The 24072-nt window shown below is 32.6% G+C and carries 25 protein-coding genes; 4 read left to right on the top strand and 21 right to left on the bottom strand.

The window, feature by feature from the left end; all coding sequences use genetic code 11:
* Positions 1–182 precede the first annotated feature (182 nt).
* The 5 genes from I6L50_RS18475 to I6L50_RS18455 all read right to left on the bottom strand — a co-directional run bounded on the left by I6L50_RS18475 (position 183) and on the right by I6L50_RS18455 (position 6920).
* On the bottom strand, positions 183–2030 hold the full coding sequence (locus I6L50_RS18475; protein ID WP_219302279.1) for an FtsX-like permease family protein: 1848 nt from the start codon (positions 2028–2030) through the stop codon (positions 183–185).
* 16 nt (positions 2031–2046) lie between these two features.
* Positions 2047–2808 carry an ABC transporter ATP-binding protein gene (locus tag I6L50_RS18470; RefSeq protein ID WP_219302278.1) on the bottom strand — a complete coding sequence of 254 codons (762 nt, stop codon included), beginning with the start codon at positions 2806–2808 and terminating at the stop codon, positions 2047–2049.
* Between the two features lie 718 nt (positions 2809–3526).
* A complete protein-coding gene (locus I6L50_RS18465) occupies positions 3527–4186 on the bottom strand; it encodes a CatB-related O-acetyltransferase (protein ID WP_061675943.1) in 660 nt (219 codons plus the stop codon).
* A 755-nt stretch (positions 4187–4941) separates the two neighbouring features.
* A complete protein-coding gene (locus tag I6L50_RS18460) occupies positions 4942–5091 on the bottom strand; it encodes a hypothetical protein (RefSeq protein ID WP_187770547.1) in 150 nt (49 codons plus the stop codon).
* A gap of 359 nt (positions 5092–5450) precedes the next feature.
* Positions 5451–6920, bottom strand: a complete 1470-nt coding sequence (locus I6L50_RS18455) for an aminoacyl-histidine dipeptidase (RefSeq protein WP_016102002.1) — start codon at positions 6918–6920, stop codon at positions 5451–5453.
* 251 nt (positions 6921–7171) lie between these two features.
* Between I6L50_RS18455 and I6L50_RS18450 the strand changes: the two genes are divergently transcribed.
* Complete coding sequence (locus I6L50_RS18450; protein WP_002085522.1) at positions 7172–7561, top strand: YxeA family protein; 390 nt, start codon at positions 7172–7174, stop codon at positions 7559–7561.
* A gap of 19 nt (positions 7562–7580) precedes the next feature.
* On the opposite strand, the gene spoIISB is transcribed toward I6L50_RS18450, so the two are convergent.
* The 5 genes from spoIISB to I6L50_RS18425 all read right to left on the bottom strand — a co-directional run bounded on the left by spoIISB (position 7581) and on the right by I6L50_RS18425 (position 10517).
* The gene (gene spoIISB / locus I6L50_RS18445; protein WP_002017052.1) at positions 7581–7757 is read right to left on the bottom strand and encodes a stage II sporulation protein SB; all 177 of its coding nucleotides are present in this window, start codon (positions 7755–7757) and stop codon (positions 7581–7583) included.
* Between the two features lie 75 nt (positions 7758–7832).
* Positions 7833–7958 (bottom strand): hypothetical protein, encoded by a 126-nt coding sequence (locus I6L50_RS18440; RefSeq protein ID WP_000588712.1) that lies wholly within the window; start codon positions 7956–7958, stop codon positions 7833–7835.
* Positions 7959–8070: 112 nt separating this feature from the next.
* On the bottom strand, positions 8071–8811 hold the full coding sequence (locus I6L50_RS18435; RefSeq protein WP_002032139.1) for a type II toxin-antitoxin system SpoIISA family toxin: 741 nt from the start codon (positions 8809–8811) through the stop codon (positions 8071–8073).
* 338 nt (positions 8812–9149) lie between these two features.
* Positions 9150–9887, bottom strand: coding sequence for a 2,3-diphosphoglycerate-dependent phosphoglycerate mutase (gpmA, locus tag I6L50_RS18430; RefSeq protein ID WP_002032137.1), 738 nt, complete (start codon positions 9885–9887; stop codon positions 9150–9152).
* A gap of 153 nt (positions 9888–10040) precedes the next feature.
* Positions 10041–10517: a MarR family winged helix-turn-helix transcriptional regulator gene (locus I6L50_RS18425; RefSeq protein WP_002017049.1), complete on the bottom strand. Its 477-nt coding sequence runs from the start codon at positions 10515–10517 to the stop codon at positions 10041–10043.
* A gap of 274 nt (positions 10518–10791) precedes the next feature.
* On the opposite strand from I6L50_RS18425, the gene I6L50_RS18420 reads away from it, so the two are divergent.
* Positions 10792–11424: a type 1 glutamine amidotransferase family protein gene (locus tag I6L50_RS18420; RefSeq protein WP_219302277.1), complete on the top strand. Its 633-nt coding sequence runs from the start codon at positions 10792–10794 to the stop codon at positions 11422–11424.
* Between the two features lie 176 nt (positions 11425–11600).
* Here the strand turns inward: I6L50_RS18420 and I6L50_RS18415 are convergent, their stop codons facing one another.
* From I6L50_RS18415 to I6L50_RS18380, 8 genes are all read right to left on the bottom strand, one after another.
* Positions 11601–12014: a VOC family protein gene (locus I6L50_RS18415; protein WP_219302276.1), complete on the bottom strand. Its 414-nt coding sequence runs from the start codon at positions 12012–12014 to the stop codon at positions 11601–11603.
* A gap of 119 nt (positions 12015–12133) precedes the next feature.
* The gene (locus tag I6L50_RS18410) at positions 12134–12844 is read right to left on the bottom strand and encodes a class I SAM-dependent methyltransferase (protein ID WP_219302275.1); all 711 of its coding nucleotides are present in this window, start codon (positions 12842–12844) and stop codon (positions 12134–12136) included.
* Positions 12845–12950: 106 nt separating this feature from the next.
* Positions 12951–13712: an ABC transporter ATP-binding protein gene (locus I6L50_RS18405; protein WP_219302274.1), complete on the bottom strand. Its 762-nt coding sequence runs from the start codon at positions 13710–13712 to the stop codon at positions 12951–12953.
* A 12-nt stretch (positions 13713–13724) separates the two neighbouring features.
* On the bottom strand, positions 13725–16064 hold the full coding sequence (locus I6L50_RS18400; RefSeq protein ID WP_219302273.1) for an ABC transporter permease: 2340 nt from the start codon (positions 16062–16064) through the stop codon (positions 13725–13727).
* Between the two features lie 6 nt (positions 16065–16070).
* Positions 16071–17120, bottom strand: a complete 1050-nt coding sequence (locus tag I6L50_RS18395; RefSeq protein WP_257475400.1) for an MFS transporter — start codon at positions 17118–17120, stop codon at positions 16071–16073.
* Between the two features lie 46 nt (positions 17121–17166).
* Complete coding sequence (locus I6L50_RS18390; protein ID WP_002069302.1) at positions 17167–17802, bottom strand: TetR/AcrR family transcriptional regulator; 636 nt, start codon at positions 17800–17802, stop codon at positions 17167–17169.
* A 256-nt stretch (positions 17803–18058) separates the two neighbouring features.
* Positions 18059–19411, bottom strand: coding sequence for a DEAD/DEAH box helicase (locus I6L50_RS18385; RefSeq protein ID WP_219302272.1), 1353 nt, complete (start codon positions 19409–19411; stop codon positions 18059–18061).
* A gap of 73 nt (positions 19412–19484) precedes the next feature.
* Positions 19485–19754 (bottom strand): hypothetical protein, encoded by a 270-nt coding sequence (locus I6L50_RS18380; RefSeq protein ID WP_219302271.1) that lies wholly within the window; start codon positions 19752–19754, stop codon positions 19485–19487.
* A gap of 62 nt (positions 19755–19816) precedes the next feature.
* Here I6L50_RS18380 and I6L50_RS18375 point away from each other — a divergent pair, with 62 nt between their 5' ends.
* Positions 19817–20575: a hypothetical protein gene (locus tag I6L50_RS18375; protein ID WP_219302270.1), complete on the top strand. Its 759-nt coding sequence runs from the start codon at positions 19817–19819 to the stop codon at positions 20573–20575.
* A gap of 40 nt (positions 20576–20615) precedes the next feature.
* Here I6L50_RS18375 and I6L50_RS18370 read toward each other — a convergent pair whose 3' ends face one another.
* Positions 20616–21305, bottom strand: coding sequence for an MBL fold metallo-hydrolase (locus I6L50_RS18370; RefSeq protein WP_219302269.1), 690 nt, complete (start codon positions 21303–21305; stop codon positions 20616–20618).
* Between the two features lie 243 nt (positions 21306–21548).
* Here I6L50_RS18370 and I6L50_RS18365 point away from each other — a divergent pair, with 243 nt between their 5' ends.
* Positions 21549–21878 (top strand): YkvA family protein, encoded by a 330-nt coding sequence (locus I6L50_RS18365; RefSeq protein WP_078174372.1) that lies wholly within the window; start codon positions 21549–21551, stop codon positions 21876–21878.
* 273 nt (positions 21879–22151) lie between these two features.
* Here I6L50_RS18365 and I6L50_RS18360 read toward each other — a convergent pair whose 3' ends face one another.
* Both I6L50_RS18360 and I6L50_RS18355 read right to left on the bottom strand, forming a co-directional pair.
* The gene (locus I6L50_RS18360) at positions 22152–23387 is read right to left on the bottom strand and encodes an MFS transporter (RefSeq protein ID WP_219302268.1); all 1236 of its coding nucleotides are present in this window, start codon (positions 23385–23387) and stop codon (positions 22152–22154) included.
* A 208-nt stretch (positions 23388–23595) separates the two neighbouring features.
* Positions 23596–24066: a MarR family transcriptional regulator gene (locus tag I6L50_RS18355; RefSeq protein WP_219302267.1), complete on the bottom strand. Its 471-nt coding sequence runs from the start codon at positions 24064–24066 to the stop codon at positions 23596–23598.
* Positions 24067–24072 lie beyond the last annotated feature (6 nt).

Below are 24072 nucleotides of genomic sequence, written 5' to 3'. Positions count from 1 at the left end.
TATAGTTAACAATTAATATGGGATGATTATTCAATTTTATTGTAAGGGGATAGTGCAAGAGTTCCTACAAATAAGGTTAAAGTAGTACTCAATGTAGGAACGATACTATTTTCCCACTGCCTTTCCCTTCATCATAACGGGGGGCAATTATGATGATACTTAGTATACATAACATTATTACATTAACCTTCTTTCGGAAGTACAATTCTTTTATACAATTGAACTGTAATCCAGTAGTAAATTGAGTAAATCACTATGAAAATAACAATTGGTAACCAAATTCGAAAATACGGATCGATTAAAAGAGGGCCAAACATATTCATACCAACTAATATGTGAACAATACCGATAATTGCTGGGACTAAGAATACGAAGGATAACTCCTTATAAATCGATTGTGTTAATAATTCCCGGCGAACACCAATTTTACGAAGCATTTGATAACGTATACTATCTTTAGATGCGCCAGATAGAATTTTAAACATTAAGCAACTTGCCATCATTGCTAAAAACGCAATTCCAACGAAGAACCCCATAAACATTAGTCCGCTGGAAAAACTTTGATTCACCTTATATGTTTGATACTTACTATCCAGTTCTTCCACTTTCACATTTTTATATTTAGCTACCTGCAATTCATCAATTTTTTTCCATTCTTTTACGTATGCTCCAAAAACATCTGTTTTCCCAATAAACACCGTATTTTCTGTATCTTTCATACTATCGTATATGTTTTGATCTACAATTTTTATTTTATGATCAGGATGTATATAATTTGGCTGAATTGTTTCGAAAGCTTCTCTCCATTGTTTTGATTCCGCATCCTCTTTACCCCATTGTCTTGACAATGCAAATGCATCCATGGGAATCTCTTCTGAAACTTTCATTATCTTCTCATTTTTTCTATCTTTTACTAAAGGACGATTGTTCTCTAGCTCTTCTTTTATATAATAAACATACTTATCATCTACTTTGTAACGATATTCAAGTTTCTCTTGAAATAAAATACTACTCAAAATGTTCTTTTCTTCTGCTGTTGGATTATGAACTACCGAATCGTAAATTGTTCCTTTATCAGTCTGCTTTAAAACGTCATTTTTAAATGCCATACCACACGCAATTCCACCTGCTCCAAGGGCTACTAAGATCGCTACCGTCGCAAGCACATTTGTTAGGCCATTAATGCGGAAGTTTAATTGAGCAAAGGTAAAAGCATTAAGCCTTTTTTCACTACGCTTTTTATTACTTTTTAATTTTTTAATCATAACTGGGAGAAGTGATCCAAACAACATGTAAGTACTAACAGTTGCTGCGATTAATCCAAGAGCCATTAATGTAGGAACGGTTCCTAGATTTTTTGCCTGTGGTATATAGAGCAGTGATGCATAACCAATACCTAACAAAATCAGACCAAGGAATGCAACTACAACTGTCATTTTTCCTTTTACCGCGACATGCTCTGTTTGTGCATCTGCATGTACAAGTTGTAATACAGAAATACGTGATAATTTAATACTATTCATACTTGCTGATAGTACAAATAATGCAAAGAAGAAGATGCAAGTAGCAACCATAGATGGAATGTACAAAGCTTTGTAACCTTCTCCAGTTAACTCCAATTGTTTCATTAATGACTGTCCGATACCTTCTGCAAGTCCTACACCAATTGTGATCCCAATTACAAGTGATGCCGCACCTAATACAATTGTTTCAAGGAACATCAGTAATGTAACTTTATACTTTTTTGCTCCTAACATCATATACATACCAAACTCTTTTTGGCGAAGAGATAATAAGAAAGAGTTTGCATACATAATGTAAAAAAATGTTACAATCGCTAATAAAAAGGAACCTATTTGGAATATTAATACAATAGGACCAACGTTTGCATTAGATTCAAGGAACGTTTTATTTAGTGATAGCGTTTGAAACATATAGAAAGTTGAAATAGATACAATTAGACCAATAAGTAATACAATATAATCTTGTAACTTACTTTTTAGCCCTGACATGGAAAGTTTAAATAACATGCCCAAACCTCCTTTCTTATGCTTTTTGTGTGCCTAAGTCTGCAAGCACGTCTAAAATTTCTTTGTAAAACTCTTCACGTGTACCATTACGGTGAATTTCTTTATATAACTCACCATCTTGAATGAATAAAATACGCTGACAGTAACTTGCACTGTATGGATCATGTGTAACCATCATAATAGATACACCTTGTTTTTTATTTAAGTTTGTCATTGCATCAAGTAAACTTGTTGCATTTTTAGAATCAAGAGCTCCTGTTGGCTCGTCCCCTAAAATAATTGCCGGCTCATGCACAAGTGCACGTGCTGCTGCTGAACGCTGTTTCTGTCCACCAGATACTTCAGATGGATACTTTTGAAGTATTGCTGAAATTCCTAACATATCAGCTACCCTTTCTACTTTCGGCCCAATATTTCGTGATGGAACACCTTGAAGGGAAAGTGGAAGTGCAATGTTTTCATAAATAGATAAGTTCTCTAATAAGTTAAAATCTTGGAAAATGAACCCTAATTTTTGTGAACGGAAATCTGAAAGCTCACCTTGTTTCATTTTCGTAATATCCGTTCCTGCAATTTCAATAACACCACCTGTCGCTTTATCAAGTGTTGAAATTACATTTAATAATGTTGTTTTGCCAGAACCAGATGGCCCCATAATACCGACAAACTCCCCCTCTTGAATCGAGAATGAAACACCTTTTAATGCGTGTGATTGATTCTCAGCTTTTTTACCGTACACTTTTTGAACGTTTTTCACGTCTACAACTGGTTTCATCATATATATCCTCCTACGTTTGTATGATTGATAAGCTACTGTTTGAGTTATGTCTTTTTCGTTTCCACTTGCAATGCTTCATCTGTAAAAGTATTAAACTTGTCCACCACCAATACACATCCTTTTATTTTTCAAAATAATAAGTCCTTTCATACTTTTGTAATACATAAAAATAGGTATCAAACGGGATTTATTGTATTTAATTTGAATATCCATTTTTAGTAATACACGTAATAGACAAACTAAGTAATAAATATGTTCCCCTTTAAGATAAGAAAGCACTAGGTGTTTTGTTAAGAAAACACAATGAATTGCACATAAAAAATCCCTTTTCGCCATCTCACAAAAAAGAATTATTGCTGCAGCCATTATAAACTTTATAATGGCTGGCTCATGCACAAGTATACATGTTGCTGCCCACTAGATACTTCAGGTGGATGCTTTTGGAGTATCGCTGAAACTTCTAACATATAAGCTACCTTTTCTACCTCCGGGCGAGTAATTCGTGATGGAACACCTTGAAGGGAAAATGAAGAAACAATTTTGTGTAATCATTTGAATTATAAATAAAACATATTAAGAACTACTGGTTATATTTCTTAATTTTTCTTAAGATAATTTATAAAAACTAAACCATAATGGGGAGATTATTTCATAATTGTTTCTAGTACAAATAATAAAAAAACTACATCCTATATTGAATGTAGTTTTTCTAGCTGATTTATTTATTTTTTACTTCATTTTTATAAAAAGCAAATAATGGTTCAATGGCTGGACTAGATAAAAGAGGAATTGCCTTCTCAATCAACTCTCTATCCCAATCATACCAACGCATTTCCATTAGCATATTCATTTCTGTATCAGTGAACCGTTTCTTTATTTCCTTAGCAGGATTACCGCCCACTATCGTATATGGCGGAACATCTTTACTTACGACAGATCCTGCTGCAACGATAGCACCTTCACCGATTGTAACGCCTGGCATTATAATAGCATTCATTCCAATCCAGGCATCACTTTTAATGATTGTATCGCCCTTCGGTTCATATGAATGTTCTATTTGCTCAGCGAATGGATACACTGTAATCCATTCTGAGTGATGATTATGATTACCACCCATTAAAATGATAACGCCACTTGCAATACAAACATAATTTCCAATAATAAGTTTATCAAGATGCCAACCCATCTGTTCAATTGGATTGAACAGTGCTTGGGACTTAGCATCGCCCCATAAATACCTTACACAACCATCTTCAAAATTTTGATTTCCATAATACCCTGAATAATAGGAGTACTCTCCTACTTCAATGAGTGGATTTGTTACTATATCTTTTAAATACTTTGTTTCAGACCAATGATTAAATAATGGATGCTTCATAACTATATTCCTCGCTTCTAAGTATTGTAGATTTTTGCAATTTACTTAGAAGCTTAATACGACAGCGACATTTTTAAACTTTTTCAAACGACGAATCATTATCTTCAAGCCTTTCAGTTATAATGAAAAATCATAACGTAATAAATTACACAAGTCAAATTAACCAAGTTATAATAAATCCGAGAGTGCGGACAAGAAAACCATTTTATATTTTTTTGAAACTCTTTATTTTTTTATTTAAATTACGGTACATGAAATTCACATGACACTTGTGTAGTAATACTTTCTCCTTATCAAGGGGGGGTATAATATTACAGTAGAACTTTACATAGGTGTAGCTTTTGAATAAAGTTTGATTAAATTAACTTAATAAACCTTGATAAAAGAGCGAATAGAAAAAGCGTGTTTTGAAAAAAAGATTGATCAAAACACGCTTTTTCTATATTCAATTGAATCATCCTTTTATAAAAAAGTTTGATAATTTTTGTGAACCTTACTCAATTAAAGCGCCCGACTGTGGTATATACATTATCCTCAATTACTTCTTGGGGTAGTATCAGGAAAATGCGGATTTACAACGCTAAGGAAATGTCACTTATTAAAAAAGCCGATTTCCATCTCAAGGAATCGACTTTTTAGTTCATTAAGTAAGAGGCTTGAAAAAATAGCCTGTATATATTTGAACGATGAATAACTTACCTATTTTCTTGTGTTTGTTTGCATTACATAAAGAAAATTCAGAAAAACATAACGTATTATTTATCTGTTTGTTTTTGCTTCTTTTCCAAATACTCCGCACGCAATTTTTCAAGTTGCTGCTTTTTATCAAATTTGGCAGGCGTCTGTTTTTCATGAAACTTTGCCACAGCTGCCTGACCTTTGTAATCCAATTGATATTTCCCCACTTTGTTCACCTACTTTTCTTGTCTTTAAAGAGAATCTATTCAACAAATATAATATACCTTATTTTACTGAAGTAAACCTTATTAGTCAAAGGAACTTAAAGTAAAAAGCTTGATAATAAGGGGAAAACCAATCTAAAAAGTCGCTTTCCTTAGGTAAAGGAAAGCGACTTTTTGTGTAGTCTTATTCAATTAAATGGCCCGATTGTTGAAGAAAGAGATACTCTGCAAAATAGATCTTTTTATCAAACTTTATTTTAAATCAACAATAGGTAAATTTCTTGGCCATTATTTTGCTTCACATAAAATTCTATACAAAAAAGCAACCTATAAATTTAGGCTGCTTTTTATTCCGTCTTTTATTACTTAGCTAATTCTTTCGTTCCCTGCATTACATCAACGAAAAATCCCCAGTTATTCACAACAGAAGAAATACTAATATGTTCATCTGGAGTGTGAACATTAAAGATATCTGGACCGAATGAAATAGCATCTAACTCAGGCATTTTTTGAACAAATACACTGCACTCAATTCCTGCATGTACTGCGAAGATTTCAGCATCTTTGCTGTATTTTTCTTGGTGCACTTTTTCGAATAGATTACGGATAGGCGAATTAGGATTATATGGCCACTCTGGATATTCAGACTCTTTTTCAAATGTTGCCCCTACTAATTCCGCAATATACTTAATTTCATCTACAATATGTTGTTTTAAGCTACTTACAGAACTTCTCACTTCGCTTCGTAATTTAATCTCATCTTGCAGTGTTTGAATAACTCCTAAATTAGTTGAGCTTTCTACAAGACCTTTAATATCCATGCTCATACTTTGTATACCATTTGGAATTAAGAATAATGAAGAAATAAGCTGTTTTTGTGTTTCTTTAGAAAAGACTTTTTCCGCCTTTTCTTCTACTTTTGTAAGTGAAACATGAACATCCGGATCAACAGCACGTAGCTCTTCTTGTAACATACGTGTCCATGATTTTAGTTTTTCTTCTACTTGCTGTACATCTTCTGCACGTAATAAAATTGTAGCTACACTTTCACGCGGAATTGCATTTGTTTTTAAGCCGCCATGAACTTCACTCATATTAAACTGAATGTGAAGTGATAAATCACGTAAAACTCGTCCTAATACTTTATTCGCATTACCGCGTTGTTTATCAATTTCCAAACCAGAATGTCCACCTTTAAGTCCCCCAACATATAGTCGGTATGTGTCCATATCTACTGACGCTTCATCCCAAATCACTGAAATCGTTTCAACTGCTTTCGCACCACCTGCGCTACTCACTAGTAATTTATGATCTTCTTCAGAATCAATATTAATAAATATTTTTCCGTCAAAATGATTTGAATCAACAGCGAATGCACCGCCCATTGTCGTTTCTTCTTCAGTTGTAATAACAACTTCTAAAGCTGGATGCGGGATGTCTGTTGAATCTAATAATGCTAATGCATATGCAACGGCAATACCATTATCCGCACCTAAAGTAGTTTCGTTTGCATATAACATATCTCCAATAATTCTTAATTCAATTGGATCTTTCTCAAAATCATGAACTGTCGCTTGGTTTTTTTCACACACCATATCAGAGTGCCCCTGAATGATAATAGCTGGAACATTCTCATAACCAGAAGTAGCTTCTTTTTTTATAATGACATTTAATGCTTCGTCTTGAATAACTTCTAAATTACGTTCCTTTGCGAAACTCACTAAGTAATCACTAATTTCTTTTTCATTACCTGATCCTCTAGGAATCTTTGAAATTTCTGCAAAATGATAAAATACAGGGTGCTTTGTTAATTGTTCTAAAGTAGAATACATTTTTAAGCTCCTCTCCAATTGACAAAATAATATGTACGTCCTTTATTATTATACCATGATTCATTATTTTACTTTTATTTTAAGATTTCAAAAATTCATTATAACCTATTCATTCCATCCTCATATTTTTTAATTTAGTGTAAATAAGCTATACTCTTACAAGATTGTAAGAGTGCTGTAATCAAAATCGATTTTTCTATAAAAAAAATAATCGTATACTTTAAATACATAATTTAAAGGAGATAATGAAAATGAAAAAAATTTTATCTGTTATTACACTAAGTTTATTATTTTGCAACTTAACTATCGGGTGTGAAAGAGCTTCTCTAAATAGAATCGGTAAGGATGTATATTACGTACAGATAAAAGGTGAAGGGTTTATTGAAAAGATAGAAGGTAGAAACTTACGGAACTACACATTGCCGGCATATGATGAAGATGGAGTAAGAAAACAAATTACATTTAGAAGTAAAAAACAATCAAACGATCAAAAATTAAATGAAAAGGCATTTTTGTGCATTTATGTAGACCAAGAAAATAAAGATAAAAATGAAATATCATCGATTGAAGTAAAATCCTATGAAGAAATTCAAAAAGCGGATTTACCTTTAAAAGTAAAAGAAAAGTTTAATGCAAAATGAAAAATAAAGGAAAATGCTCTTATGCATTTTCCTTTATTTTTTTCACTCGAGCATATTTCGAACTATTACTATCCATAAGTTTTTCTAAACGATTTATATTTTCTGTTAATGCACCTTTCACAAGAGAGAAATCTGTATTTGATTCTTCTTTTTTAGTTTTAAAAAACGAAGATTTTTGAGCATTTACTTCTGCCATCTCTTCTCCCCCTTTTCAAAAAGATACAGCCTTTTATTTATATTATATAGCAAATGCAGACAGAGTGTACACGTATCATTTTCTTTTTAATTCTTCTTCTAACTCTTCTACTTGCTGCAAAGTATCTCCTTTTATTAAAGAGAAATCTGTTGTATCTTCATTATCTTCTTTAAAAAAATCATTGTCATAATCTTTTATCACTACAATCACCTCTACGTGCTAGTGTAGGAATGATTGTCCAATTTTATACAAGCTTGTCTGAATTTGTTCTCCCTTTATGTATAGGTGAAAAGGACAGAAAAAGATTCTGTCCTTATTTACTAAAATAACTATGATGAATTGTTAAATTATATACATTTTCAAAATCTCGATCTTGAAGGTTATTTTTCTTCCCATCAATAACAATGAAAACATCACTAACTATTTTTGCTGGTATAATTCCGACATTTTCTACTTGCACCGCTTTCTGCTCATTCAATTGCTCGATGTGTTCTAATGGAACAATAATACTAAATTGAGAGCGGATACCACGAAAGTTTGTATTTAATTCCTTCACCGCTTCAAATACAACAATTTTCGCACCAATCTTTTCCCCATATGAATCTAAAAATGTGTTTAAGCTTTTTGTATATTCCTCTTCCGTATGCCATTCCATTGTCCCAAAGGCTGTTGGATTCACATTTTGAATAATTGTCGTATATATTTCTCCTCTTGCTTTTGAAGCAATTAATGACCTTTTAATTGATTGGACCGTCTTTCCAATATCGCTGAATTTTGCGCCCCATATTTCTGAAATATTTGGTGTCAAAATGAATGCAATATCAACGAAAATTACCATCGCAGTAAACATTAAAAGATTTTTCCAGAGGGTTAAATCTATTCCTTTTATCGTGAAATAAACTGTGACTGATGTTATGAACAAACCGTACCACGTTTTTCGAATTCGTTGTTTCTTCTCCTCGTACAACTCTTCATTTCTCCAATAAAAGAAAACAAGAACAATAAAGACGATTGCTAAAATAAATAAGCCAATTCGAATGTTAGAGATCGTCAATCACATCACCCTCCATTCCAAAACTACTCACGATACCATTACATGCACAAACAGCTCTCTTTATGACAAAAGACGTGGACAACCTTCTAAAGTTAGCAACATCGCATATACATTAGAAGCAGGCCACGTCTTTTATCCCGCATTAACGGGCAGTAAGCCCCCCCACCTCAAAATTCAGCGAAAGCAAAGACGTTAGGTGAGGGATCAACTGCCCATAAAAGCCCGATTGGTGAAGGCTAATAATCAGTGCGGGATGAACACCCTCCACTGATTAAAGTTTCACTTTATCATGAATCTACATTGTATATGTAGACAAGCATGCGTTTCAAATTTTCATGTTAAAAAGAAATATGTTTCGGAATTTCCCCTTCAGGTACTTCTCCATCCATACTTAAGTAATAATGACGAATCGGACGTAATTTTTCATCTAACTCATAAACAAGCGGAATGCTAGTTGGAATATTTAATGAAACCACACCATCACTTGAAAGGTTGTCTAAGTATTTCACTAGCGAACGAATTGTATTACCGTGCGATGAAATAATTACTTTCTCACCACTTTTTAATGACGGTGCAATTTCTGAATGCCAATAATCAACTACTCTTTTCTCCGTATCCTCTAAACATTCAGTCAATGGGAATTCATCTTTTTTTAACGTTTTATATCTTGGATTGTTCGCCTCATATCGAGGATCATCTTCAGTAAGTGCAGGCGGTCTCACATCTATACTTCTTCTCCAAATATGAACTTGTTCATCTCCATATTTTTTTGCAGTTTCGTCTTTATTCAATCCTTGTAGTGCACCATAGTGGCGTTCATTCAACTTCCATGAGTTATGTATAGGAACCCAAGTGAGATCCATTTCATGCAGTACAATCCATAATGTACGAATTGCTCGTTTTAGTACCGAGGTATACGCAACATCAAATGTATATCCATTCTTTTTTAATATTGTTCCTGCTTCTCTCGCTTCACTTAATCCATTCTTTGATAAATCCACATCTGTCCATCCTGTAAATCGATTTTCAAGATTCCACAAACTTTGTCCGTGACGAATGAGTACAAGTTTTATCATTATAATTCCCCTCTCGGAAATATGAATTTTAAAATTTCAATACGTACACATATAAAGTTTTTGGCAATGTGAATTTTTTATCCATAGTTGCCAAATATACAGATAAAAATTTATGATTTTTCAAACTACAAAACAAGATACTGTTTCTATCTTTTATTCTACTGGTATCTCACGCTTAGACGTCCATGCATCAAATCCTGAACGGCTATTTGCCATTTCATTCATAACTTGATGCCAATTTTCTTCACATGATTCGCCAAACTGTGAGAAAATAGCTCCCATTTGTTCTCTTTGAACATCGCTCAGTTTTTTCTCTAAGTCTGTTCCTTCTTCTGTTAAAGACAGCTGTTTCACACGACGATCATGTGCAGCTTCATTACTCTCAATAAGTCCTTTATCTAACAGTTGGCGCAACGGTCCGTGAAGAGCTTGTTTACTTATTTCTAAAAGTGATAGCAGCTCATTTACACTAAGCCCTGGAAAACGAGCGATAAAAAACAGAATTCTATGATGTACACGCTGTATACTATACTCTTTTATTATTTCATCTGGTTTTTCTGTAAAAGTTTTATATGCAAAGTAAAATAATGCTAATGCCTCATTCATTTGCTCTTCTTTATGTTGTGTCATCTACTTTCCCCCTGTATGTAAATTATACCACAACTCAATTATGAATAATTAAGTTGGTATATTGAGCCTAATTTCTTCATTCTAAAACCAACAAATTTCAACTATTATATTTTTTGAAGGTTGTTTAATTCGTAAACCATACCTTCAAATAAAGTATCCAAATTATTTTTTAAAGAATTCTTAAGGAAATAGGTTAAATTCAAATGATAAATATTGTAAAATTTATTTATTAATATTTTTTTGAAAAACTCAATTGTGATTGGAGTGTTATTGTATGCAAACAAAAAAAGTTTATCTTTATGTATTTAATACGATGTCAGACTGGGAATATGGACATTTAATTGCAGAACTAAACTCAGGAAGATATTTCAAAAAAGAGTTAGCCCCTTTAAAGGTAGTTACAGTAGGAGCTAATAATGAAATTATTACTACGATGGGAGGACTGAGCATAAAGCCAGATATTTCCCTGGATGAATGTACTCTTGAGAGTAACGATCTTTTAGTTTTACCTGGAGGGACTACTTGGGGGGAAAGCATTCATCACCCTATCTTAAAAAAAATTGGTGAAGCGTTAAAACTCGGCACTATTGTTGCTGCCATTTGTGGTGCAACTGAGGGGTTAGCGAATTTGGGATACCTAGATTCTAGAAAACATACAAGCAATGATTTAGAATATATTAAAATGGTTTGTCCTAATTATAAAGGAGAACAACTTTATAAGATGGAACCTGCAGTATGTGATGAAAATTTGATTACTGCATCAGGAGTAGCTCCTCTGGAATTTGCAATGGAAGTATTGAAAAAAATTGATGTATTTGCACCAGATACGTTACATTCGTGGTATAACCTAAATAAGACTTATAAGCCTGAATACTTCTTCCAGTTAATGAATTCAATTACTAGATAAGCTGAAAAATTAAATTAGCAGTTTTATATTATATAAAAAACTTAAAAAGCACCCCTAAAGTCGTTATAAATACAAACGATGACGGTTGTAAAACAAAAAATAAAAGGGATGATACATATTTATCTTGTATCATCCCTTTTATTTTTTATAACATTAATATCACCATATTATTTTAATTATTCATCTCCAGCAAGAGTTAACTGCCAAGATACACCATACTTATCATTTAACCAGCCAAATTTTTTACTAAATGGATAGGCACCTAAAGGCATAAGTATTGCTCCATCCTGCGCTAGTTTATTAAAGACCGTTTCAATTTCTTCTTCCGTCTCACAAGTTACATAAAGAGACATAGCTGGAGTGAATGTAAAATCATGCTTTACATAACTATCAATACACATGAACTCTTGTCCATTTAGCGTGAATGTTGCATGAATTACAGTTCCCTCTTTACCTGGTCCATTCTCATCATAACGAGAGATACTTACAATTTCTGATTGATTAAATAGCGATGTGTAAAAATTCATCGCTTCCTCAGCTTTGCCCTCAAACATCAAGAACGTAGTAATTTTTTGATTTGTGTTATTCATATAGAGACAGCCCCTTGTTATGTATTTATGCAAAACAGACATCGGACAACAAAACCGAACGTACATTCCGATAAATATATTGTCTATAAAGACAATGAATTTGTCAATTCTCTATTTTTTTATTTCTTCTTAAACAATGCTGTCCAAAGAAATGACTCTCCAAACATATTATTTGGTTGTTCAATTTGTTTCATCTTCCTAATTTCAATCACTTCAAACTCTTTAAATATTTCCCTTAATTTTTCTTCCGAATAGGCAAGACCACCTTGTAAACTCCAACCTCTATATACGTCCCAATCCGTTATTTCTGATCCATTCCTCTCATCTAAATCGCCAGCTGCAAAACATGTTAATCCGAAATAACCACCAGATTTCAATGAGTTTTTAATTAAATCCACATAATTTATTCTTCTATGCGGTGGAATGTGATGCAAACAGCCCGAATCGTATACAAAATCAAATTCATTTTGAGCACCTAAATTAAAAATTGAATCACAAATAAAGTGAATTTCTATTCCTTTTTCTAATGCTCTCTCTTTCGCCCAATTAATACCTTCTATAGATAAATCTACTGCTGTTACATCAAATCCCTCATTCGCTAAATAAATTGCGTTTCTTCCTGGACCACATCCAAGTTCTAATACTTTCCCTTTTGAAACACTCTCTTTTTGTATATACGAAACTAGATTCTCATCTGGAACATTTTCAAAAAACGGAACATCTTTTTCTCTATTCACATAAAATTCATTCCAAAATGGTTCTGCAGGTCTTAATAATGAATCAAGCATTTTTAATATATCTTCTTGTGTACGTAACGTTTCATTTTTCATTTATACCCCTCCATAATCAATAGTCAGAAAATTATTATATCTCTTTTTAAACTTTTAAACAAAGAAAAAACTCCTATATTCAATAGGAGTCAAAAATATTATCTCTTTAAAATCCAAGTACGGTTAACCATTTTAACAACTGCTCTTCTCGCACTTTCAAATCATCGTTTCTATACTTACCCATCTGTATTTCGCTAACAATTTCCCCGTCCACCATAAAAAGAACTCTTTCTGTTTTAGCTGCTACCTTTACGTCATGAGTAACTAGCAAAATTGTAGTTCCCATACGGTTTATATTTGCTAAAATATCCATTACCTCTTCTGTCGCTTTTAAATTCAAAGCACCCGTTGGCTCGTCAGCAAAAATAATATTAGGTTTATTTATGAGTGCTCTACAAATAGATACCCTTTGTAATTCGCCTCCTGATGCTTCAGTTATATTATTAGTTGCAATTTGACTAATTCCCGTTTTTTTCATCAATTCAAGTGCACGTTTATTTATTATTTTCCTGCTCTCAAATTTTGCTAAATACGCAGGCAAAACTATATTATCAAAAAGATTCAAATTTCTAAGAAGATTGCTCTGTTGAAAAATAAATCCCATTTCGCTGAGTCGTAATTTTGCTAACACTTCTTCTTTCATACATGTTATTTCTTTACTATCAACTTTCACACTTCCTGATGACATTTGATCCATTCCGCTAATATTATATAGTAACGTCGATTTCCCTGAACCAGAAGGTCCCATAACCGATATAAACTCTCCCTCATAAATCTCTAAATTTATATTTTTTAACATATGGTAAGTTTTATTTCCATCCATTTCGTATTTTTTATTTAATTGTTTTACTTCTAAAATTTTTTTCAAATTACACACCTCCTACTCCCCATTTAGCTTTAAATCATTTGTTTGTTTCACTGTAAAACTACTGAAAAGTGTTGCTACGGTCACAGATATAAATAAAATAGCTGGACATATTACATAAGAAATGATCGGATTAACAACAAACTTTATGTGAGCTGCTCCCATAAATGAACCTAACCAGCTTATTAGTGTTTCTCCAAACGTAGCAGCTATAAATGTCCCTGTTAAAATACCTACTAATACTATAGAGATAGAACGAGTAACATATTGTATACGAATATCTTTGTAGGAAAAGCCGATACTTTTCATAATTAATATTTGCGAAGAATCTTTTACCAATAACATTTTAAAAAACATCGCCGTTATTAAAACCGATATCAATATAGCAATCAAAATTGCCACTTGTGTCACGAGTCTTAATTGTTTAATTGTCTCCCCTAAAGTTTGAGATAAATAATTATCCGTATCTGTTATTTTTGCAGAATTAAAATTTTGTTTATACTCCTTCACTTTTTCTTGTAGATTCACTTTGGGTTTCATATCTACATTTACTACGTACCATAATATATTTTCTTTATTATAAGAAAAACTCGCTTTAGCTGTTTTTCCTCCATTCGTTACATCTTGATATATACCACTAATAGTTAGCATTTTCTCTTTTCCTTCTACAAATAAAACGATTTCATCCCCTATATTCTTTTTTAATTCATTTGCGTTCATATAAGAGAGAGCGATCTCATTTTCATTTTTTGGTGCCATACCTTTAACATATTCTATTGGAAATTGGGCGAAATCTCCCACTTCTACATTTAAGTTTTCATGTGTACCATCAGCTTTCACCATTTTAAATGTACTCGTTACAAATGCTGCATATTTTTCTACCTCTTCATCGTTTCCGACATACGATATAACGTCATTAAACCGTTTTTCTATATTTTCAGATTGCTGTAAATCTATTCGTATATCACTCTTTCCTGTTCCCATATAATTAACAAATTGCGGTGACTGAATCGTGTACAAAAAGTTAACTGGTACAACAATCATGAACACTGCAATAATTAAAACGATACTTAATACTCGATATAACTTAAATCGTTTCACTACATCTTGTATACCAATAAATATATTTACATTTGTAATTTTAGTTTGATAGAGAGAAAAAAATCTTCTAATCTTTCTTTTTCCTAGTTTATCTCTTGATCGTAAAGCGTCTATTGCTGTAATTCTCCTGAAATTCCGCAAAATGATGCGGCAAAAAAGGATAACGGCTAGAAATAACAATGTTGTGACTATCAATGGCACAACATAATATAAAATACTTTTATTAGCTGTCCCCATATAAAGTGCGATGTTAGAGGTAAATATTTTTGTAACAAATAACGAAAGGATATATCCACATATACATCCGATAGCTGAAATAACAACATATTTTGTTACATATAGTTTTTGAATATCTTTACTTTGAATGCCTATAGCTTTCATAACACCAATTTCCCGATAATCTTCTTCCATTGAAGTCATAATCGTAAATCTAATACATAAAATCGCGATTAGCATTAATAATGCACTGATAATGATCAGCACTGCAGCTATTATTCCATCTGTTAATGAATTGAGTGTTTTAAAGAGTGAATACGTAATAGAGGGACCTTTTTGAGGTAAGTTTGATGACTGGTATAAATTTTCAAATTCATTTATTTTATTTAAATCTGTTAGCTGGAATTCAATAAGATATTCACTTTCTCCAAAATTCCCCTTTATTCTTTCGAAGTCTTCATCGCTTATTACAAATCGTTTTGAACTAACAAGTGATGGGTTCATTTGAACATCACGAACAAATGCCGAAATAGTAAATTCTAGCTCATTATTATTTTTCACAACCCATATTTTATCTCCAATACGCAAATTATATTTTTGCATATAATAAATTGGTACACCTATTTCTCCTTTCCTAACATTGATCAATTCATTATTTAAATCTAATAAAAAGTCCAAAATAGTATTTTGCTTAACGAAGCTAATGTCCATTACACTATTATGTTCCGCTTGATTTTTCTTCTTTATAAAAATGTTAGATCCGCCTATTTGAACCATCTCTGCTGTTTGTTGTTTTTTTACAAAAGGAGTTTGCGCTACAAATGAATCAATTGACTTTTGGTTTATTTCTCCGGCATGCATTTGTACGAAGTGCGGTGCGTTTGATACTTTAAACAATTGATCCGTTGAGTTCAATAGATTTATAACGTTACTTGAAGCACTTGCGATTAAAAGACTTGATAACATGATAAACATAAATAGAATGGTAATTATCATTTTATTTTGAGAGAAATCTCTTTTTAACATTCTCCTAATCATATGAAGCTAGTTCCCTTCATTCCATAATATTTTCTTCGTCACCATCGCTATTATTATCATTATGAAACTAATAACTAATATAGGTAAATAAATTTTCATACTGAATCCTTCAAACATAAAACCATAAATGACTTGCCCAATTGGTGCCATACATTGAGATACCGCTGTTATAATTGCCATTACTTTTCCTAGGTTTTCATTTGGTGTTTTCTTTTGGACTACAGTAATCACATAGATGGATACAATTGTCACGATCATTGCAATTAGAATAGAAGAAAGTATAAAGAGGATAAATGGTGGATAGTATCCTAAATTAAGAATAACTGGCGTAACTGATAGTGCCATTGGTAGTACTAATAAAGCTATTAAAAGCATCCAGTAATACAATGTTTTCATCTGTAGCTTTTTCGCAAAAAAACCTATCGATAATGCACCTAAAATAGTAGCAAAATCGATCAATCCCATTCCAATTCCGTATAACGTGTCGCTACTTTCCATTGTTACTCGTATAATAATTGGAGCGCCAACAACAAATAGCGGTGTAAGTATTAAATTTAGTAATGCAGCTAAAAGCATAGATTTCAAAATAAATGGTTGTTTTAAAACATATATAAATCCTTCTTTCATATCCTTTACAATTGTCGGTATTATATGGCTTTCTCGTGCTCTTTTTATAAAAGGTATTTTAATAAACATTTCTAAAATCGCAGATAAAAAGAAAGCAAGACAACTTATTATTACGAGCATTTTCAAACCAATTATACCGTACAGTATTCCTCCTAATACAGGAGCAACTATATTTGACAATGCTTGCACACCATTTACGATACCGTTCGCTTGCTCTAACTTATTCTCTGGAACTAATTGCGGAATACTCGTTACCGCATATAATCCTGCGAATATATCAGCACGCCCTGTTATATCTAGCACATATAATGACAGGGCAAAACGTACAAGTGTTGAACCTAAAATAGTAATAATTTGTCCACTCACCATTAAGTGAAAATCTTTCATCGAAGACCTTATACTGGCTGACATCCTTATCACACCTTTCATTCGATTCAGACCGACTGTCGGTCGATAATATCCAAACAGAAAATTATTATTTCTGTTTGATTAAAACCTCCACCATGTAATCAAAGGCTCCCTCTTTCGCTCCAACAGATGCTTCCATCATTTTGATATAAGCTTTAGCCCTCCTCATCATTTCTTCCGGCTTCCATTGGAATAAACCCTCATCAAATATGACTTGTGCTGAAGAGAGTAATAATTCAATCGTTTCTTGTGGGTATGGAGTAGAAAATATGCCTTCAGCGATTCCTTGTTCTAAAATCTCTGCTAAAACAGGAGATAAATGAATAATTGATTGTACTATACTTTTTTGATGCATTTCCGCATTATTTGGCTGATGAAATTGTTCAATCATTTTATCTTTTACATCTCCTGATTTTGGTGATTGTTCCATTAAAACTCGAAATAACTTATCCAAAACTGGGATATTAGGGTTAGAGACAATTGCTTTCGCTTTAGCAACATCTGCTTTAATAATCCTCATAATAATTTCATCCATTACTTCTTCTTTCGACTTAAAATAATGATAAAACGTCCCCTTTGCTATACCAATCTCTTTTAAAATGTCATTTACTGTAGTTTTCGTATACCCTTTTGTAACAAACAAACGTTCAGCAGTTTCTAAAATTTCATTTCTACGCTCCCCATATTCTTTTACGATCCTCATTCATGTACTCCTTCCTACGGACCGACTGTCGGTTTATTTAAAGTATATGTTTAGTATGTGAAAAGTTTCCTGTTATCGTACATATACAACAACCTACTTTATATTTCCTTTATGAATTTTAAAATTTATTTTTAATACGGTGAATGAAATTTTAAAGGTTGTTTCTATGTAATCACCCTTGTACTTATATCGACTTCGTTGTATAAAAACAAAAAAGAGCCGCAACACTTTGCGACTCTTTTTGAATAATAACTATTTAACGGCCACGTCTTTGCTGACCTTGTTTTGTACTACTTTTCTTATTACTTGGCTTATTAAATGATCGATTGTTATCATTTCTAGAACTATTTCTTGAATCGTTTCTTGGACCACCTTTTGAACCACTTCTTAAACCTTCACGGCTATCTCTTTGACGATATTGACCTGATTTCTTTGGAGCCGGCTTTTGTACCGGTTTTCCATTTTCATCTACATTTTTTATCATCGGTTGTTCGATTATTTGTCTTTGTATTGGTGCACCAAGCGTTTTTTCAATTTCTTCTAAATGTTTTTCATCTTTCGCTGCAACGAACGTAATTGCAAGACCTGATCCACCTGCACGTCCTGTTCGGCCAATGCGGTGAATATAACTTTCTACATCTTCAGGGATATCAAAGTTAAATACGTGCGTTACACCATCTACATCAAGTCCACGAGCTGCTACATCAGTCGCAATTAAGTACTGAATTTTAGCTTCGCGGAAACTCTTCATGACTCTTTCACGTTTCGCTTGAGGTATATCACCATGAAGTTCAGCACAATTATAACCAAGTCCCTTTAAATCATCATAAAGCTTACTTGCTCTAACCTTTGTACGACAGAAAATAACTGCTAAAAATGGCTGATCACGATCCATAACAAAACGAAGTGCATCTGGCTTTGCACGATCTGTCGTCTCAATGACACGCTGCTCAATTGTATCTACCGTTACTTCTTCACTTTGTACTTGAATCATTTGCGGCTCTTCCATATAACGCTTCGCCAATTTTTTAATATCTTTTGGCATCGTTGCTGAGAATAACATCGTTTGTTTACTATCAGGTGTCTCATCTAAAATATCTTCAATATCATATAAGAATCCGAAATAAAGCATTTGATCTGCTTCATCTAGTACAATCGTTGAAAGATTACTTAAATCAATTGTTTCACGTCGTATATGATCTAATAATCGTCCTGGTGTCGCTACAACAATATGTGTATTACCTTTTAATTTTCTCAATTGTTGTGCTACATCTTGTCCGCCATATATCGCTAGTACATTAATATCTTCTCTTTGAACAAGCATTTTTTTAATTTCAGTTGTAATTTGCAGTGCTAGTTCCCTTGTTGGTGCAACAATTAAAGCCTGAACATCACTAGACTCTGGATCGATTTTTTCTAAAATCGGTAACACGAATGCTAACGTTTTACCCGTTCCTGTTTTCGCCTGCCCAATAATATCTTTACCTGACATAATAACAGGAATTGCCTTCTCCTGAATCGGTGTTGCTTCTGTAATTCCATTTTCACGTAATGTATGATTAAAAGTTTCACTAATTCCTAATTCTAAAAAGTTTTTCAAATAGACCACTTCTTTTCCTTATTTTTCACATTAGCTTTCATTGTACCATTTGTTTCGCCAAATATGAAAAATAAAAAAATTCTTATCTTCTTTTTTTATTTTCATCGTGTATTAGATGCACAAATTCTTTTTGTTTTTTCTCGGATTTTATTAATGCTTCCATGTTTGTCGAATTCAAAATATACTTCTTAATTTTTCTATTACTCCAAATTAGACCTGTATATTTCGGATCTTCGTGTAACCTTCGAAACCACTCAAATTCGCTTAATTTGGCAATATGGTGTTTTAATTTCACGTCATTTCGAGGATAAAATAAAATTATATCCATTATTACATCGAACAATAAACTCATCTTCTCCCCTCCTATACATATATATTTCAAATTTACGGAAACATAGTTAAAGGATGATGAAATTGACCACTACATTCATAAAGATATTTTGCATATTTTTCTTACTATATTTTCAATCGACCTCAATTATTATGGCAAAATCTCAAACAAATGTGATAAGTGAATTTAAACAAGCTTTACTCAAAAATGATAAAAAATTAATGCAGTCATATGTAACAGAAGGGATTGAACTACCTACTTTCCAAAAGGAAAAACCTATTCATGAAATTAAAATAGTACCATCTCCAAAAGAGGATACTACAATTCTTATTTCTTATTTCAAAGACACTGATGATGGATTTACTATCGGTTGTATTTTAGAAATAGTAACAAAAAACTACAAAATATCTCAAATTAATCAAATTTATGATGGAACTAATCCTCTTATGAAAGAAGCTACTATTGTAAAAGAATATGAAATGAAGTGTAAGGAACATATACTTACTCCTACCAAATTCCCGTTCGAAATTCAGCAATTTCACGGTTACATCTATAACGATAATCTGGAACTACGTTACTATAATGAAAATATTAGTGGGATTTTAAAAATCACGGTTTCACCAGTTCACAATAAATTAGAGCAATATGTACACAAGGGAACAAAGTTCTATAATTTTAAAAATAATATGAAAGCATTATATAACCCTCATTTTAATTTAGCATATGAGCTTATATTTCAGAAAGACGGTTTTCAATATACAATCGCAATTGGTAACAAACTACATATAAAAGAAAAATACAATGTTAATGATTTGATTCAAATTGCAGAATCTATGAATTGAAAAACCCTATCTTTCCGATATAGGAAAGATAGGGTTTTTATTATTTTATAGTAAATTCCCCTCCATGATAGCAATAATATCTTTCTGCTTTAAGACATTTAATCTTCTTCAAAGACTGTTCCGCTCTTTCTATATCTAAACAAAACTTTGGATTAGCTATAACTAATTCCCGATTCTCTTGAACCGCTGCGTCTCCCGTAATTACACAGTCTAAATTCGGAAAATATAATGAAATATGCCCCGAAGTATGTCCTGGCGTTGCTACTATTTGACACTCATTATTCAAAATCATTTGACCATTATATACCTGTTCATCAACGGAAATATGTCTTATATTTTTTAACTGCTGTATAAACCATTCGCCAAATTCTTTTTCTTCTTTTGGCATACGTTCTAGCATTTCTTCAGCTTGAACTAATCTCTCTGATTTTATTTCACCATTAATATAGTTTGATTCAATTTCACTAGCAATAACATTAATTTGAGGATATTTCACTTTGAAATCATATAAAGCTCCTATATGATCATCATCATAATGGGTAATAATTATATTTTTTAAGTTTTTCATCTCATACCCATGTTTTACAATTGCATCTTCAATTAAAGGTGAAAAATTCATATAACCTGTATCCACTAAAGTTAATTCATTGTTTACTATAATTAAGCTCGGATAAATACATTGTTTCCCCCCGTTAAATTCGAATTCAATTGGTAGTTCTATTATCTTCATTTTTCTTCCCCCATACCGATTATTAAATGTTTAATAATAAATAAATCATCCACATACACTTTACTGTACATACTTATGTAACGGAACACTGTGAGTCGTTACATAACCAACATTCTATTATTTTAAACAGGTAATTCCCTATTTTTATGGAATATACATAAGAAAAACAATAAAATTGATTATTTCCCTACTTCTTTGTCTATCCTTTTAAAAAATCTATGTTTTTGTAATAGGAGTGTTTATATGGAGAAACAGACCCTTTGGAAAAAATTCAAAAAAAGCTCAGCAAACCTCGGGAAATCAAGCGTATATGAAAGTATTATTTTATACTACACAATGAGAAAAAAAGGGTTACCTACTAAAGCGAAATTCATAATATTAGCTGCTTTATCTTATTACGTATTAGCAATCGACTTCATTCCAGATATAGCTGCTATTATTGGGATTGGCTTATTAGATGATGTTTTAGCAATCGCTATAGCGCATAAATTTGTAATGCGCCATGCGGACAGTGAAATTCGAGAAAAGAGCAAAGTAAAAATGGAGTCATTATTTACTTCAGCACAAGCATAATTAAACTATCTAGTCATTTACATAGCTTTTTACTTTCAAAAAAGCTAACTTTAATTATTGATAGTTCTATTTAACCTTCACCATGAGAGCATTACAGAATAAATTCTTAATTTTTCTTAGCTCTCAAACTGTAAACAAATAGGGGCCAGTACTTGTTCCTAAGTTCTGACACCCTATTATTTGTTCTTATATTTATCTGTTATACAATTCATTCAGGAAAGATTCCCGTAGAAACATCCTTATATAAAGAAAGACCATAATAGTGCAGATAGTTTATACAGTTACATGCGTCCCTTTATACAAAACTGCTATTGCAACTACTATAAGAATCATCCCCATAAAAGCAGGAGCAGCATGACCAAGTGATACATAGATTTGTCCTCCAATAATTGGACCAATCATTCTTGCCAAAGCTTGAATAGATTGGCTACCACCTTGAATCCTCCCTTGTTCACTAGAATCGACAGACTTTGAAAGCATCCCATTGAATGAAGGTCCGAAAATTGAGTCACCAAAACCAAACAGTAACATCCCAACGATTAGAAGAGGATATAGGGAAAACAAAGCAGATGCTGCAATAAAACTGTAGCCAATAATCTCCGAAACCATTCCAAGTATAGCTATTTGTTTATCACTAAGCTTGATCAAAAGCTTTGGCATTATAAAAGCTTGTGAAATGATGTCTTGAAAGCCCATAATTGAAAACATAAGTCCGATTAGTGCAGGCTTCCAGCTAAAAGTATCCATCGTAAATTGTGTGAAAATTGCTTGTAAAGATCCGTTAGGTATCCAAAGTAAAAACGCTGAGACAAGTAACCATTTTAAGTTTTTCATGGAAAGTATGTTTGCAAGTTGTACAAAAGGATTTAACCTTACAAAAGTAATCTCTTTTAACCTATTATTTTTGTCAAGACTCTCAGGCATATATTTCATCCCATATAAGACATTTAATAAGGTTATGAACGCTCCAAAATATAAAGGTACAGAATGACCAAACTTGGCAAGTAATCCCCCAAGTGTTGGTCCAATAATGGTTCCTGCACCTACCACTGCACTCACCCATCCAAAGTACTTCGTTCTCTGTTGTGGAGGAATGATATCTGCAAAATATGCGAAAATTGTACTTATACTCCCGCCTGTTATACCTTCTATTATGCGTCCAGCAAATAGTACCCATAAGGCCCCTCCTATACCAAAAACTAAGTACCCGATTGCGGAACCGAAAAGGCATATTAAAAGTAATGGACGACGGCCATATTTATCGCTCAAAGCCCCGAGTGCAGGAGCAGCAAAAAACACGCAAACCGCATAAACAGAGGTCAGTAGCGTAACAACTAGAGCCTGTTCTTCCGGACTACTTATATAAGGCTGCACTAAGAATGGCACTACAGGCATAATGATACTGAAACCTATTCCACAAAGAAATACAGAAATAAGGCCGAATATTAAAGCATGTTTATCTATGTTTTTTTCAGTTTCGCTTTCATTTTGTGATTTAAAAATAGACATTTAACTTCTCCCCTTAAAACATTTTGTTGCTTTGTCAACAAAATGATAACTCTGTTTTGTTGATTAGTCAACAAAAATACAATAATAAAAAGGTAGCCTTACTATGAACAGGCTACCTTTTTATTATTTAAATGTATCCCGCATGAACGGGAAAATAAGTTAGTTTTCGGGATTAACTACCCGTAAAAGCCCGAATGCTTCAACTTTATTATGACTTAACATGTATACCTTGTTTCTTTATTTCTGCATCCAAATGCCTACTATACTTTTCCACGAAGTTAATTATACTGTCGAATTCTTCCTCGGTTACTTGCTCAAATACAGCTTTATCCCGCTCTTGAAACTCTTTGTGCAGTTCTTCATGAATTTTATAAACTTCTTTCCCTTGTTCGGTAAGCCTAAAATAAATTTCTTTCTTATTTTCCGACTTTTGATAGCTTTCGATAAGGCCTTTTTTTATGAGCTTCTTAGTCATTCTACTTATTGCACCGCGAGTCACATAAAAAGCCTCTGCAAGTTGTGTCACGTTAGAATCTGTATTGTTTTCAATATATTCAATACAATGTACTTCAGAAGACTTAAAACCCTTCAGACCTGCTTCCATCTTATCCTTATTTAGCCAAACCATCTTATTATATAATTCCCTGAAACCGTTCATGACCTGTTCTTCCTTATTCATGGCCTA

Source organism: Bacillus sp. FDAARGOS_1420 (genome assembly GCF_019344915.1).
GTDB classification, from domain to species: Bacteria; Bacillota; Bacilli; order Bacillales; family Bacillaceae_G; genus Bacillus_A; species Bacillus_A mycoides.
Note: the sequence above shows the minus strand (reverse complement) of the source record. Positions and strands in the feature narration are given on the sequence as shown.

Excerpts from the sequence above, each read along its gene's own strand:
- spoIISB (WP_002017052.1), bottom strand. The coding sequence starts at position 7,757 with ATGGCAGAAGTAAATGCTCAAAAATCTTCGTTTTTTAAAACTAAAAAA.
- I6L50_RS18410 (WP_219302275.1), bottom strand. The coding sequence starts at position 12,844 with ATGAAAAATGAAACGTTACGTACACAAGAAGATATATTAAAAATGCTT.
- I6L50_RS18380 (WP_219302271.1), bottom strand. The coding sequence starts at position 19,754 with ATGAGTTTATTGTTCGATGTAATAATGGATATAATTTTATTTTATCCT.
- I6L50_RS18420 (WP_219302277.1), top strand. The coding sequence starts at position 10,792 with ATGCAAACAAAAAAAGTTTATCTTTATGTATTTAATACGATGTCAGAC.
- I6L50_RS18425 (WP_002017049.1), bottom strand. The coding sequence starts at position 10,517 with ATGACACAACATAAAGAAGAGCAAATGAATGAGGCATTAGCATTATTT.
- I6L50_RS18365 (WP_078174372.1), top strand. The coding sequence starts at position 21,549 with ATGGAGAAACAGACCCTTTGGAAAAAATTCAAAAAAAGCTCAGCAAAC.
- I6L50_RS18370 (WP_219302269.1), bottom strand. The coding sequence starts at position 21,305 with ATGAAGATAATAGAACTACCAATTGAATTCGAATTTAACGGGGGGAAA.
- I6L50_RS18455 (WP_016102002.1), bottom strand. The coding sequence starts at position 6,920 with ATGTATTCTACTTTAGAACAATTAACAAAGCACCCTGTATTTTATCAT.
- I6L50_RS18470 (WP_219302278.1), bottom strand. The coding sequence starts at position 2,808 with ATGATGAAACCAGTTGTAGACGTGAAAAACGTTCAAAAAGTGTACGGT.
- I6L50_RS18395 (WP_257475400.1), bottom strand. The coding sequence starts at position 17,120 with ATGAAAGGTGTGATAAGGATGTCAGCCAGTATAAGGTCTTCGATGAAA.
- I6L50_RS18450 (WP_002085522.1), top strand. The coding sequence starts at position 7,172 with ATGAAAAAAATTTTATCTGTTATTACACTAAGTTTATTATTTTGCAAC.
- I6L50_RS18475 (WP_219302279.1), bottom strand. The coding sequence starts at position 2,030 with ATGTTATTTAAACTTTCCATGTCAGGGCTAAAAAGTAAGTTACAAGAT.
- I6L50_RS18465 (WP_061675943.1), bottom strand. The coding sequence starts at position 4,186 with ATGAAGCATCCATTATTTAATCATTGGTCTGAAACAAAGTATTTAAAA.
- I6L50_RS18355 (WP_219302267.1), bottom strand. The coding sequence starts at position 24,066 with ATGAATAAGGAAGAACAGGTCATGAACGGTTTCAGGGAATTATATAAT.
- I6L50_RS18415 (WP_219302276.1), bottom strand. The coding sequence starts at position 12,014 with ATGAATAACACAAATCAAAAAATTACTACGTTCTTGATGTTTGAGGGC.
- I6L50_RS18360 (WP_219302268.1), bottom strand. The coding sequence starts at position 23,387 with ATGTCTATTTTTAAATCACAAAATGAAAGCGAAACTGAAAAAAACATA.
- I6L50_RS18400 (WP_219302273.1), bottom strand. The coding sequence starts at position 16,064 with ATGATTAGGAGAATGTTAAAAAGAGATTTCTCTCAAAATAAAATGATA.
- I6L50_RS18390 (WP_002069302.1), bottom strand. The coding sequence starts at position 17,802 with ATGAGGATCGTAAAAGAATATGGGGAGCGTAGAAATGAAATTTTAGAA.
- gpmA (WP_002032137.1), bottom strand. The coding sequence starts at position 9,887 with ATGATAAAACTTGTACTCATTCGTCACGGACAAAGTTTGTGGAATCTT.